Raw genomic sequence first — 14,122 nt, 5'->3', positions numbered from 1 at the left:
ATGTTATACATAAATTTAACAATTAAAGCCAAAACACCTACACAGCGCAAACAATTACACTAAAATGAAACTAATCCTAGACACTGAGATTAATCAAGCTAATATGAGCGCCCATTCGACTAGTGTATAGTTCAAAATGGTTCCATTTTATAAAAGAAATATCACTATAATAAGTTAACAATTGCAGGTAATTTATGCAAAATCACAACATGTTCGCCCGCATCGCTCGTGGAAATCTTGTTCTTCAGATCCTTGCTGGTATTGTATTCGGTGTCGTTCTAGCCATGTTCTCGCCTTCGGCGGCTCAAGATGCAGGTCTGCTTGGTAGTCTGTTCGTAGGTGCGTTAAAAGCTGTAGCCCCAATTTTAGTATTCATTCTTGTTGCTGCTTCTATCGCCAACCAAAAGAAAGGTCAGCATACCCATATGCGTCCAATCATTGTGCTTTACCTGATTGGTACTTTCTCGGCTGCACTAACAGCGGTAGTTCTGAGCTTTATGTTCCCAACCACTTTAACTCTGGTTGCAGGTGCTGAAGGCGCAAACCCTCCACAGGGCATCACAGAGGTTCTACAAACTCTGCTATTCAAACTGGTTGATAACCCAGTAAATGCACTGATGAACGCAAACTACATCGGTATCCTGGCTTGGGCAATCGGTCTAGGTCTTGCTCTGCACCACGCTTCAGCGACAACCAAAGCGGTATTCGAAGACCTAAGCCACAGTGTTTCACACATTGTTCGCTTCATTATTCGTCTAGCACCTTTCGGTATTTTCGGTCTAGTATCTGCAACGTTTGCAACTACCGGCTTCGAAGCGCTAGCAAGCTACGGCCAACTTCTTGCTGTGCTGCTAAGCTCTATGCTGATCATCGCACTGGTTATCAACCCGATCATCGTATTTGTTAAGACTAAGCAGAACCCTTACCCGCTGGTTCTTCAGTGTCTACGTGAGTCAGGTGTTACAGCATTCTTCACTCGTTCAAGTGCAGCAAACATCCCTGTAAACATGAACCTATGTAAGAAGCTTAATCTAGACGAAGATACCTACTCTGTATCTATCCCACTAGGTGCAACCATCAACATGGCTGGCGCGGCAATCACGATTACCGTACTAACACTTGCTGCAGTGCACACTATGGGTATTCAAATCGATATCTTCACTGCAATCCTTCTAAGCTTGGTTGCTGCTGTATCTGCATGTGGTGCTTCTGGCGTTGCAGGCGGCTCTCTACTGCTTATCCCGCTGGCGTGCGGTCTATTCGGTATCTCGAACGACGTAGCAATGCAAGTTGTCGCGGTAGGCTTCATTATCGGTGTAATTCAAGATTCAGCTGAGACAGCATTGAACAGCTCTACAGACGTGGTATTCACTGCCGCTGTATGTAAGGCTGAACAGCAAAAGTCTGACGCTTAATCTCACATTAAGATTGCAAAAGGGGGCAGCCATTGGCTGCCCCCTTTTTGTTTACTTCAATTCCTACACCACAGTGTTTATCGATTCATGTTTGAAATTCAATGATTGTTTTTGAGCTAACTTTTCCAACTAGGCTGAACGGTCGACTGACTAAAATCGAGACTAGCAGCACCACTATTTGGCTTGTTAGGTGATGAATCAAACGGCACATGTGTGTAGTCACTCACGTCCTTTGCTGACTGCTGTTCCAACGCTGAGTCTTCTGCTATCTCTTCCGGCAAAACATCGATCCCCTCTTCTGTTTTTTTAGGCACTGGCACTTTACGTTTATAAAGTTTATTGAGCGCCTTAATAACCGAGTGTTTCGTTACGGATTCTTGAGAGAGTTTGGTCATTATAGGCTTGGTTAACGCCTGTAATCCGACGATCGAATCAACGCCAAGGTTCCCCCCAACTTTATCACGCAACGCTTTTGCAGGTTCATAACCAAAATGAGCCGATAAAAACAACCAGATGTAGGCGATAGCGTTGCCGTGCTCCCCCTGATCAATCCAAGCTTCACCAGCATGGAACATGGCTTCAGTATTGTTTTTTTCCGCAGCGCACTCTAACCAATAACAGCCGAGACCGTGATTTTTTTCAACACCTAAACCATTCAGATAACTCAGGCCAAGCTTAATCTTACCATTGAGGTCGTGTTTATCTGCCGCCATTCTAAACCACTCTACAGCGTTTTCTGGGGAGTAATCTGAATTATCTTTGTCAAGGCACCAATCACCCATAAACAACATCGCTTCGGTGTGCCCACTGGTGGCGGCTTCTTCAATCAACGCATAACCTTTCGGTATGTTCTTAGTAGTGCCTCGACCATGTATCAAGGCTTGCCCCATATTGAACTTAGCATCGGAATCGTTATCCAGAGCAGCAATCGCTAATTGCCAAAAGTTAGCCTGCTCTTTTAAGATCAAGTCTTCTTTGCGTTTCATACTCAATCGCACGATGCCATACATGCCATTGACATTATCTTGCTGGGCCGCTTTCTCATACCAATAGAGCGCCTCTTTAATATTATTCCGTTCGGCTTCTTTGGCGAGATACAAGATTGAAGGTATGTGGCCGGTCTCGGCTTTAAAAAGACGATCTTTCTTCTCTTGGAGGCGTGCTTTCTCAATCGCCTTTCGATAAGCGACCTCCCTAGCCTTACGCTCCTGCTCCAATCGTTGCTTTCTCAGAGATAAAGAGAGCAGCCAAACGACGACTAAGATCAGAGAAAGTGCAGTTGCACCGATAGCGATGCCCATTGTGCTCATAACGTCCCAACTGTTTTTTGTTCAACTAGTATTAGTGTTGTATCGATACCAGTCGATAAATGGAGATAAGTAGGCCAAAGAAAAAATCTACAGCCATCATGAGTTTAGTATCTCAGGATTCTTGTGCCATAAGAAGCTAAACCGACTTGTTCAGAATGAAATGCTAGTGAGTGATGTGATACTGCTTCCAACCTAAGCTCTTCACTTGGTACCACTGCAGAAAACAGTCATCTCGCCCTTTATACCAATCGTAGTAAATAATTGCTCACCCTAGCTTGTTAAAACGCTCGATAACTGCGTTAGAATTTTTGATTGTAGAATAACTACTTACCAAAAAATTCTGCCTTGTTCTCAAGCCTTTTTCCTGCGCTATTTCTGATCACTTACTTACTGTGATTGGTATTAATCTTGTTAACCATCATACTCACTCTCGGCATATTTCCCTACTCAACATCACGAAACTGTTACTGTGCTATCGTTTCGTTTAGCAGCAAGGCCAGGCTAGTTGTAGGGATAACCTGCACCCACAATAGTTACACTGTAACTATATGGTAACTAAACTCCCTCTGGTCACCTCATTTATACGCCACTTTTTTGCTCAGTTTTACATTGTAAATCGGGGGCACCAAAATTCCTCGGCAAACACCAAATACAAAAAAGCGGCTTGAAACCCATGCCTCAAACCGCCCAAACTCACTGTTTTATCAATCTTACTACTTTTCACCCTGCATTCTTTCCCAGATAGTCGGTGACCCAATGTAATCTTGAACACAGCTAATGAACTCTTTTACCAACTTTGTCTGCTTGCGATGAGGGTACACGGCATAGATAGCAGTCTCTTCGGTTGAAATGCGGTACTCGGGCAACAACTGAACGAGTCCAAGGTCCTTCATTGGTGCATGGAGATTGGACTGATCCATTAAACCATAACCCAAGCCATCACTGACACCCGAGACAATGGTACGTACATCACTTACCTTATAGTTGCCTTGCAGTGACAATACTTGGTAGGTATCGCCATTCGGCTGTTCACTAATACGCAATTGATCGAGCGTCATATCACCGTTGGTATAGATAATCGCAGGTAGCGACAACAAATCCTGTGGCGTTTGGGGCTCGCCATGCTCAGCGATAAAATCGTGCGATGCCACCAACATAAAGTGGCTATCTGCTATTTTTTTTGCAATAAGGTTCGACTCAATCAACTTACTGAAACGGAAAGCGATATCGATTTTTCCCGCAATGATATTGGCAATCTTATCGTCCAGAGAGAGTACGATCTGAACATCGGGATAGCGACGCATAAATTGAGTGACGATCGGTTGCAAATACTGCTGTCCAAAATAGATTGGTGAGGTGATCCGAAGCACACCTTTGGGTTCAGACTGATACGAATCGGCAATCCCTTGAATCTGATTTAAGGTGTCTTGCAGAACACGGGCTTGCGCTAGAATCTCTTCACCCGCAGAAGTCAGTGAAAACGATCGTGTAGATCGGTTGAGTAGTTGTACACCAAGGTCAACTTCCAAACGTTTAATTTGCTTAGACAGAGACGAATTGTCCATGTCATGAAGCGCCGCCGCTTTGGTAAAAGATCCTTGCTGGACCACATCGAGAAATAGCAATAGTTGATTAGTATTTAACACATGACTCTCTCTAGAGAATAGATTCGATTAACGTTCGTCTTTAGGCGTATCCATCACTACCATGGTTGTAATGGACTGTACTTGAGCGCATTCACCCAGCACATCGGCATGAAACTTTTTATAACTGGATAAATCTTGAGTCTCCACTCGCAAAAGGTATTCGTTCGCCCCTGTAATGTTATGGCACTCAACGACCTCTTTTTCCAAACTGACATGGTCTTCAAACTCTTGCTGTGCAGCTTTGCTGTGGCTTGATAAGCCAATCGATACATACGCGACAAAACCAACCCCCATTAAAGTGTTATCGAGTATAGCTCGATAGCCCTGAATGATGCCTTGTCTCTCTAGTTCCTGAACGCGACGCAAGGTCGCAGACGGAGATAAACCGATGCGCTCCGAGAGCTCAATATTGGAGACTCTGCCGTCTGCTTTCAGCTCAAGCAATATCCTTTCGTCAAATCTATCCATAGGTAAATTTAATTGTGCAATTAATGAATTTAACTCGAATAAAAGCACATAATTGCCCAAGTTTCCACTTAGTATGAATAGTGACCGGTCAGACACAACTGTAATTTTCACTATTTAGGAACAACGCCATGCCTTTTGAACAACTTACCGCACTCGCGTTATTTGCGTTTGTCTCGACCTTCACGCCGGGCCCAAACAACATCATGTTGATGACTTCAGGTGCCAATGTAGGCTTCACCAAGACCATTCCACACATGTTGGGTATCGCACTTGGCTTCGCCATTATGCTGCTATTGGTCGGTTTTGGATTGATGGGTTTGTTCCACAGCTTCCCTATTATTCATCAAGTGTTGAAGTACCTGAGCTTGGCGTATTTGGTTTATCTAGCGATTAAGATTGCCACCAGCGGCAAAGCAGAAGAGAAAGAGAGCTACAAACCGATGTCGTTTCTAGCCGCTGCAAGCTTCCAATGGGTAAACCCAAAAGGATGGTCAATGGCATTGACGGCAATTTCTGTATATAGCACTGGTAGCTCTTGGGTTGAGCTCGCGATCATCGCCGCTATCTTTACACTTGCTAACCTGCCATCCGTGACATTTTGGACCGCAGCGGGGAAACAGCTCCAGCACTGGTTGACGACTCCCTTAAGAATTAAAGGCTTCAACTACGCGATGGCATTGTTGCTGTTAGTGTCGACCGTGCCAATGATCTAAACACATCCCAGAATCCGAATCCGCTTATAACCAATTCGAAATCGCCTCTAGAGGCAGAGTCAATATCGACTGTCCATGAGGCGTTAATGTCCACGCAAACCCCAAAATATTTAGACCACAGCAGATGAAAAACAGCGTTTTAAAGGGCTGCTTTTGAGTCTTATGTCGCAACTGCTGCTGGGCTATCAACGCGCCTAGCCAGCCCCCACATAACGCAAGCAGATGAAGTGTATTCTCTGGGACACGCCACTCACCTTTTATTGCCGCTCGCTTATCTTTTGCGTAAGTGAAATAAGTCATCAGTCCTATCAATAAATAACCTCCAAGCATCAACTTTGAGCTTGAATAAAACGCGATCGAAAGACTCACGATAAAGAGATAGGTAAACACAATTTTTAATGATGACGACAAGGTTATCCCCTTTTGCGTAGCAGCTCACGAAGCTCAATAACTACGCCCTGAATTCTTATAGAAAGGATGAGTAATAAGCCCGTTATTTGCGCTAGCCTACTCGCCTCACCCCTACATAACATGATGGAAGTTAAGGAATTATAACCATGTACAATAAAAAACATACCATCTATCAAGTCTTTACACGGCTGTTTGGCAACCAAAACGCCAATAATAAACCTTGGGGAACAATTGAAGAAAACGGCGTTGGTAAATTCAGTGATTTCACCGACAAAGCACTGTCTGAAATTAAAGACCTAGGCATCACTCACATCTGGTATACCGGGGTCCCGCATCACGCGGTGATCAATGACTACCAAGAAGTGGGAATCACCCAAGATCACCCGAGCGTAGTCAAAGGCCGAGCTGGCTCTCCCTACGCGGTCAAAGACTACTACTCGGTCAATCCAGATTTGGCAGATAATCCGGTGAAGCGCGTTGAAGAATTTGAGGATCTTATTAAGCGCAGCCACGAAAATGGGTTACAAGTTATCATTGATATCGTGCCAAATCACGTTGCGCGTCAGTATCGCGGTAACCGCAATCCAGCTGGCGTTGAAGACTTCGGTGCCAGTGACGATACCAGTGTTGAGTATCACAGAGAGAATAACTTTTACTACATCCCAGATTCCCAGTTTGAGCTGCCGGATATCGACCCAGCCTTTACGCCCCTTGGTGGAGAAGCGCACCCTAGCCTAGAAGTACCGTTCGTTGAAAAGCCCGCAAAATGGACTGGAAACGGCTCGCGCTTGGCTAAACCTAACTTCGACGATTGGTATGAAACGGTCAAAATTAACTACGGTATCAAGCCAGACGGCAGCAAAGACTTCCCTGAACTTCCGCATGGTTATGAAGATAAAGACTACGTCGAGCATTACCACTACTGGCAGCAATTTGATGTGCCTAGCTCTTGGGTTAAGTTCCGCGACATAGCGCTGTACTGGATCGCTAAAGGTGTGGATGGCTTCCGCTACGACATGGCAGAGATGGTGCCTGTCGAGTTTTGGAGCTACTTGAACTCATCTATTAAAATGCGCAAATCCGATGCCTTCCTCATGGCAGAAGTCTACCAACCGAACCTCTACCGAGATTACATTCGCCTCGGTAAAATGGATTACCTCTACGACAAGGTTGATCTCTATGATGGTCTAAAAGAGATCATGCAGGGAAAAGCATCCACCGCGATCATTCCTGAGATTCAAGGTAAAATGCAGGACATTGAGCACCACATGCTGCATTTCTTAGACAATCACGATGAACAGCGTGTCGCGTCGCCTGAGTTTGCTGGTAACCCTGAAATGGCAAAGCCTGCAATGTTAGTGAGTGCTTTAATCAGTAGCTCTCCGACCATGCTCTATTTCGGTCAAGAAGTCGGTGAAGCCGGCGCTGAGAACGCTGGGTTTGGCCAGCCGTCACGCACCTCAATCTTTGATTACATTGGTGTGCCACAACACCAGAAATGGATGAACCACGGCAAGTTTGATGGTGGTCTTCTAAACGAAAGTGAAATCGCACTGCGTAATTTCTATAAACGCATCATGAACTTCACGTTAGAGCACTCATCGATGACAGGTGAATACGTCGATCTCTTTGCCAACGGCGAGTTTTCTGACACTACCCACGCCTTTCTACGATACGACGCCAATGAGCTCGTTATCGCGACCAGTCGCTTTGCAACGCAGGGTAATGATTCGATTAAAGTGACCATCTCTGAAGAGCACATCTCAGCGATGAACCTCGCTGACGGAACTTACGCTTTGGAAGAGAAAATTGACGGTTTAGAAACGCAATCACTCACGGTCGATAACGGCATCGGGTATTTCAGTTGTGAATTGAAACCATTAGCCGCATTAGCTTGGGTGTTGGAACTCAAGTAATTCGATATTTATGACCGATTATAAAAGAGCCAAACGGCTCTTTTTTTTTGATGATAATTAAGTGACACATAAAGCGCTAGTAATCTCACAAAAATTAGGCTGAGTTCTCATCCTATTTACTCATCCTCCCCTCTACGCCTTTTTAAAACAATCGTTAATTATATGTGTTATTGATCCAATTAATTATCGAATGACCTAATACAAAATGTGATTCTGTCACTAATAATTCTTAATTTCCGAATTTTAAATAACTTTGTATATAAGGCTCACAAATAGATCACCATATTCAACATTACGATATTCATCGAGAATAAAACTAATATGGATATAACTCGTGAATACAAAAAACTTTAAACTCTCTACCCTTGCAAAAGCAATGCTGCCAATCCTTGCTGCAAGTGCACTAAGTGCCTGTGGAGATGACAATGACAGCAGTTACACCGCACCAACACCGGGCACCTCTGTACCGGGTGAAGTAGAACTTGCACCTAACGTTGATCTGCCAGCCGCAGCTGCAACTCCAAGTGCCAATGAAGTTTCGCTAAGCTACATCGCGGATACCACGTCATCCGTGGCGCGCATGTCCACTATCACGACAGATTTCAGTAAATGGACTCTGGTATGTGGCGACAAGTCCTTTACTGCGACATCTTCAGATAAATTTGGACCAACTTGGTTAGTCGCGGCAAGCGAGGCAACCGGAAGCTGTAAGATCACCGATGGCACCACTGAGCAAGCGTCGGTTAACCTTGATGCTTCTGATGCGGGTAGCACTGTTGGTGTAACCCATACGGGTGAAAAGGTTTCAGGTTCACGTCAGGACACCATGCTTAAGGGATACGGGCTTGACCAAGAAGGCACCGATGTAAAACTTCCTGAAGCACAGCCTCCAGGTGAGTTGCCTGCTCCACCAGCTAATCATTTCGCCGTTCACCTTTATGACCCTCTAGGCGATAAGAAAGAAGAAGGCGCAGACAAAGACGGTTACGGCAACCTTAACCTGCACATCTGGAATGATTCAAAGTGTGCAGCTGGCGATCCAAGCTATTTCAACGATGGCTGGGAAGACATCAGTGTCACACCAGATGACTCAGACGAGTTCGGCCCAGTTTGGTATGTTCCGGTCACCGATGATGCAAGCCAATGTTTCAATCTTATCTTACGTAATGCCAACAAAGACAAACTGATTGGTGCTGACCTTGTTATCGACATTTCTGGCCAAGCAGAAAACCCAGCTGTCACTTACATGGCTGGTAGTTCAACGTCTTACACGACTCGCAGTGAAGCATTTGAGCTTGCAGGTCCATCTTCTGAGTTCACTATCGACAGTGTTGGCGCGATCCTGATTGACGACCAAACACTGGTTTGGAGTGCAGGTAAAGATGCAGATCAAGTTCAAATCATGTTTAGCTCCAATGGTGACTATCAAGTTTCAGAAGATGGCGTCGTTAGCGGTGCGTCTATCGTTCTTTCAAGCGCAACACTGACAGACGCTCAAAAAGCCAAATTCCCACACTTAGCCGATTACCCAGCATTCGAACTTCCTGACTTACCAGCAGAGCTATCACTTAGCTCACTAATGAAGGGCAGCTTAATTGCACTGGCTTCTTCTGATGGTGCTGAAGGTGAACCAGCAGCACTGCGCTCTTCAACAGCGGTTCAATACGCAGGTGCACTGGATGCAATCTTTGCCGAGGCAGCAACCGATCTTGAATACGGTCCTATCTATGGTGATGACGGTGTCACTTTCCGCTTATGGGCACCAACCGCCTCTGAGGTTGAGCTGGTTGTCTACAACAGTGACAAATCAGAAGCTTCTCGCCACACCATGCAAGAAGACAGCGCAACGGGCAGTTGGAGCGTTGAAGTCGAAACTGATTCAGTGGATAACAAGTTCTACCGCTATGCGATGAAGGTCTTTCAACCAAGAGAGCAGAAAGGTTACAGCTACGAAGTGACAGACCCATACTCTGTCAGCTTATCTATGAACTCTTTCTACAGCCAAGCTGTGGATCTAGATTCCGATGAACTGAAGCCAGCAGGTTGGGATGGATTAGACGCTCCACATTCACAAAACCCAGACAATGGCGATCTAGCGAATATGGTGATCTACGAGTCACACGTACGCGACTTCTCAGCTCGTGATAAGAGTACTGAAAACAAGGGTAAATACCTAGCGTTTACTGAGCAAAACTCAGTACCAGTGAATCATCTTAAAGAGCTTAGTGACGCGGGCATGACACACCTGCACTTAATGCCTGTATTCGATATCGCAACCATCAACGAAGATCCAAGCCAAGTGGCAGATATCGACGAACCATTCAGCAAGCTTTGCTCTTTGAATGAATCAATTAAGAACGACAGCCGTTACAGCGAATACTGCACTAGCGGTGGCACAATCGCCGAAGCCTTTGAAGAGCTTAAAGCGACTGATACCAAAGACAACGCAGTGGTAGAAGGTCTTAACGAGTACGTCCGCTCTGTCGACTCTTACAACTGGGGCTATGACCCATTCCACTACACTGTGCCAGAAGGTTCTTACGCAACAGATGCAGAAGGTACCGCACGTATTCTTGAATTCCGTGAAATGGTTAAATCGGTCAAGCAAGATGTTGGCATGAACGTAGTAGTAGACGTAGTGTACAACCACACTAACGCTTCGGGCATGAATGACAAATCGGTACTCGATAAAGTCGTACCGCTTTACTACCAGCGCCTAGTGCCAGATTCTGGTCTCGTAGAAACATCAACCTGTTGTGAAAACACGGCGCCAGAGCATGCGATGTTCGCGAAGCTGATCGACGATTCCATCCAAACTTGGGTTGAAGCGTACAAGATTGATGCATTCCGTTGGGACTTGATGGGCCACCACCCACTATCTCAAATGCAACAAACGCTCGCTGCAGCTCGTGAAGTCAATCCAGAGGTGTACTTCTACGGTGAAGGTTGGAACTTTGGTGAAGTTGAAAACAACCGTCGCTTTACACAAGCAACACAGCCTAACCTAGGTGGCACAGGCATCGGTTCTTTCTCGGACCGACTCAGAGATGCTGTTCGAGGCGGTAGCCCATTCGATGGTGGTGAAGCGATTCGTAAGACTCAAGGCTTCGCAACGGGCGCAGCAACACTGCCAAATGAGCTAATGGCCGATGATGAAGGTAATGTTTCTGACGTCGAGCTGGAGCGCGCTCTACACCAAATCGACCTGACTCGTTTGGGTATGGCGGGTAACCTGAAAGACTTCAAGATGGTCGACTTCGAAGGCAACACCCAAGTAGGTTCATCCATTGACTACAACGGCCAAGAAGCGGGTTACGCAGAGCAACCATGGGAAGTACAGAACTACGTATCAAAACACGATAACCAAACTTTCTGGGACATCAACATGTACAAGGTATCGGAAGATGCTAGCGTAGATGTGCGTGTTCAAATGCAGACCATTGGCATGTCTACTGTACTACTAGGTCAAGCGATGCCGTTCAACCACATGGGTGGTGAGCTGCTGCGTTCAAAATCGATGCAACGTGACTCGTACGACTACGGCGATTGGTACAACCTCGTTGATTTCACTCTTACCGACAGTAACTGGAACAAAGGTCTGCCAGCGAAAGATAAGGATGCGGATAACTACGCCCAAATCGCTCGTGCAACTGCGGATCTAAACTCTCAGCCTCAAGCTGAACACATGGAGCGCATGTACAATAACTACAAAGAGTTGTTGATGCTCCGTTCTGCCTCCGATCTGATGACGCTACCAAGCGCACAAGAGATCATCAACCGTGTTGACTTCCGTAATACGGGTAAAGGCCAAACAACCGGTGTGATCGCAATGACCATCGATAACGGCAGTACCCAAACTGCGGATATCGACAGCTCAGTTGATGCTGTTGTAGTCATCATCAATGCAACACCAGAGACACAAACAGTTGGTGATTTCGTTGACCACGAAAGCAAGCCAATTGTTCTGTCTGGCTTTGAATTGAGTGCTGCACACGAAGACAACGGTATTGCTGGAAATGCATCATTCACAGAAGGCAAGTTCTCAGTACCGGCTTGGTCTACCGCGGTATTCGTTCAACCGCGAGGTTCTGAGCGTGGCCTAGGCCTACCAGTTGCACAGAAGAAAGCAGACTTACCGCCGTTTGGTAAAACTAAGGTCTACATTGCAGGCGGCTTCGAGCAAGCTAGCTGGGATCCAGCAGCGATTGAAGTGCCTTACACCAACAGCGGTTTGTACACTATCGAGTTAGGCTTGGCTGCTGACACAGGTTATAAGTTCACGCATGGTGACTGGGACTCTCAAATTAGCTGCGGCGGTGAGAACTGTAACTCAAACTTCTCTGATATAGGTATGTATGAGTTCTCATTGGATGCCTCTGATGTGGAAAACCCAGTCATTGTCGAAGCTAAACTTGCTGAAAGCTACCAAGACAAAACTTGGTATATCCCAGGCAGTATCTCTGGTAAATGGGGTCACGACGATGCACAGAAGATGACCACGAATGCACAAGACGAAACGATGGTAAGCTTCACCACTGCGGAGCTGGCTGCAAACCAGGAGTTCCAATTCAAGTTTACTTGTGGGGATTGGGGACAGTGTGAGCATGGCTACAGTGATGTCGTGGTTGCTGAAACTTCACTTGCCGTTACTGACAATAGTGGCAATCTAGCCTTTACGCCTGCAAGTGAAGGCACCTACACAGTGACGTTCGACATCATCTCTAAACAGGTGAACATCGCAGCGAATAAGTAAGTAATCGCTCGTTCAAAGCCTACAAAAACGCTGACTCAGGTCTAATGCCGATCGTTTAGTTACTTGAACGATCCTACAGAGGCTCCATAATCGGTCGTAACGTAAGTTACGGCCGATTTTTTATGTCTGAGTTTTCAAAAGAATTACAAGTTACCGCAGAGTTTTGTCACGAGCGCCCCATTGATGTGTTTAATAAGCATATTCCTTTGGAATGGGTCGAAGAAGCTGTTCAGCAAACCGGGCGAGTATCGCTCAGAAAACGTCGTGTACCAGCTGAACAAGCTGTTTGGCTAGTGCTAGGTATTGGGCTTCAACGTAATCGTTCCATTCAAGATGTTTGCGATAAGCTAGAGTTGGCATTCCCTGACGTAAGTGGTGAACTTACGCCTATGGCAACCAGTAGTATTATCAAAGGAAAAGAGCGCCTTGGTAATAAACCAATGCGTTATTTGTTTAAAACGACAGCCCAGCAGTGGGAGCAGAAAACAAAGTTTGACGAGGTTTGTGGCTTGAAACTTCTTAGTGTCGATGGCACACATTTCAAAACTCATAATACAGAGGAAAATCAACATTTTGGCTTTGCTCAAAAAGGAGCATCGCTTCCAAGCGTGCTGGCCGTAACATTGATGTCAACACGTAGTCATCTTTTATCTGACGCTGCTTTTGGACCAGTAACAAATAGTGAGATCTCCTATGCTCAAAAACTTGTAGGCTCAGCACCAGATGACTCATTAACACTCTTTGATAGAGGATTCACTTCTGCAGAATTATTTACTAGTTGGCGTGGCGCTAGCAGTAACAGTCACTGGTTAACACCAATCAAAGCTAAAATGCGTTATGACATAGTTGAGAGCTATACTGAGCATGATCATCTCATTGATATGCCTGTTTCACCTCAAGCTCAAAAGCTTGCCCCCTACCTTGGTACAAAATGGCAAGCCCGTCTTATTCTTATCCCAACGCCTAAAGGTGAAATCAAAGGTTTTATTACTTCTTGTTTATGCCCTAAACGCTATCCGTTTGATGATTTAGTGAAAGTGTATTGGGAACGTTGGGAAATCGAACGTAGTTACGGTGAACTCAAGCAGTATCAGTTACAAAACAAACCAACATTACGAAGTAAGAAAAAAGTCGGGGTATACAAAGAGCTATGGGGGATCTTAACCAGCTATAACATCGTGAGGCTAGAAATGGCTGAGATAGCGAAACAACACAAAATAGAGCCTCTGCGGATCAGTTTCATTAATGCATTGTTTTTGATTATGGACGAGATGATTTGGGCGAGTGACACCCGGAGTCCTGGAGCAATACCAAAAAATTTAAAGGCACTCAGAGACAATGGGAAACGGCTTATTCTTCCAAAGAAACGTAACCTGAAGCCATATCCCCGTGCAGTTTTAAAAAAGCCAGCTAGATATCCTAATAAACATGCCACTCGCTCTTAAGCGAGTGGCATTAGACTCAGGTCAGCGTTTTTTGTTGTCCAAACA

Annotated in this window: 9 protein-coding genes; 5 read left to right on the top strand and 4 right to left on the bottom strand. The window is 45.5% G+C overall.

Annotation, left to right across the window (positions count from 1 at the left end; translation table 11 throughout):
• The first annotated feature begins 194 nt into the window (after positions 1–194).
• The gene (gene sstT, locus vsple_RS18785) at positions 195–1,415 is read left to right on the top strand and encodes a serine/threonine transporter SstT (RefSeq protein WP_032550540.1); all 1,221 of its coding nucleotides are present in this window, start codon (positions 195–197) and stop codon (positions 1,413–1,415) included.
• 116 nt (positions 1,416–1,531) lie between these two features.
• Here the strand turns inward: sstT and vsple_RS18780 are convergent, their stop codons facing one another.
• The 3 genes from vsple_RS18780 to vsple_RS18770 form a co-directional block, all read right to left on the bottom strand.
• Positions 1,532–2,716, bottom strand: coding sequence for a tetratricopeptide repeat protein (locus vsple_RS18780; protein ID WP_261884018.1), 1,185 nt, complete (start codon positions 2,714–2,716; stop codon positions 1,532–1,534).
• A 722-nt stretch (positions 2,717–3,438) separates the two neighbouring features.
• A complete protein-coding gene (locus vsple_RS18775) occupies positions 3,439–4,371 on the bottom strand; it encodes a LysR family transcriptional regulator (RefSeq protein ID WP_261883397.1) in 933 nt (310 codons plus the stop codon).
• Positions 4,372–4,398: 27 nt separating this feature from the next.
• The gene (locus tag vsple_RS18770; RefSeq protein WP_261883396.1) at positions 4,399–4,839 is read right to left on the bottom strand and encodes an Lrp/AsnC family transcriptional regulator; all 441 of its coding nucleotides are present in this window, start codon (positions 4,837–4,839) and stop codon (positions 4,399–4,401) included.
• A gap of 128 nt (positions 4,840–4,967) precedes the next feature.
• On the opposite strand from vsple_RS18770, the gene vsple_RS18765 reads away from it, so the two are divergent.
• Positions 4,968–5,552 carry a LysE family translocator gene (locus vsple_RS18765; RefSeq protein ID WP_032550544.1) on the top strand — a complete coding sequence of 195 codons (585 nt, stop codon included), beginning with the start codon at positions 4,968–4,970 and terminating at the stop codon, positions 5,550–5,552.
• Between the two features lie 24 nt (positions 5,553–5,576).
• Here the strand turns inward: vsple_RS18765 and vsple_RS18760 are convergent, their stop codons facing one another.
• On the bottom strand, positions 5,577–5,963 hold the full coding sequence (locus tag vsple_RS18760; RefSeq protein ID WP_261883395.1) for a DUF1294 domain-containing protein: 387 nt from the start codon (positions 5,961–5,963) through the stop codon (positions 5,577–5,579).
• A gap of 146 nt (positions 5,964–6,109) precedes the next feature.
• Here vsple_RS18760 and vsple_RS18755 point away from each other — a divergent pair, with 146 nt between their 5' ends.
• The 3 genes from vsple_RS18755 (at position 6,110) to vsple_RS18745 (ending at position 14,077) form a co-directional block, all read left to right on the top strand.
• Entirely contained in the window at positions 6,110–7,879 is a 1,770-nt protein-coding gene (locus tag vsple_RS18755; protein WP_261883394.1) for an alpha-amylase family protein, read from the top strand.
• Between the two features lie 334 nt (positions 7,880–8,213).
• Entirely contained in the window at positions 8,214–12,632 is a 4,419-nt protein-coding gene (gene pulA, locus vsple_RS18750) for a pullulanase-type alpha-1,6-glucosidase (protein ID WP_261883393.1), read from the top strand.
• 122 nt (positions 12,633–12,754) lie between these two features.
• The gene (locus vsple_RS18745; protein ID WP_261883392.1) at positions 12,755–14,077 is read left to right on the top strand and encodes an IS4 family transposase; all 1,323 of its coding nucleotides are present in this window, start codon (positions 12,755–12,757) and stop codon (positions 14,075–14,077) included.
• The last annotated feature ends 45 nt before the right edge of the window (positions 14,078–14,122 follow it).

The sequence above is a fragment of the Vibrio pelagius genome (assembly GCF_024347575.1).
Taxonomy (GTDB): Bacteria; Pseudomonadota; Gammaproteobacteria; order Enterobacterales; family Vibrionaceae; genus Vibrio; species Vibrio pelagius.
This window is presented reverse-complemented; position numbering and strand designations above follow the sequence as displayed.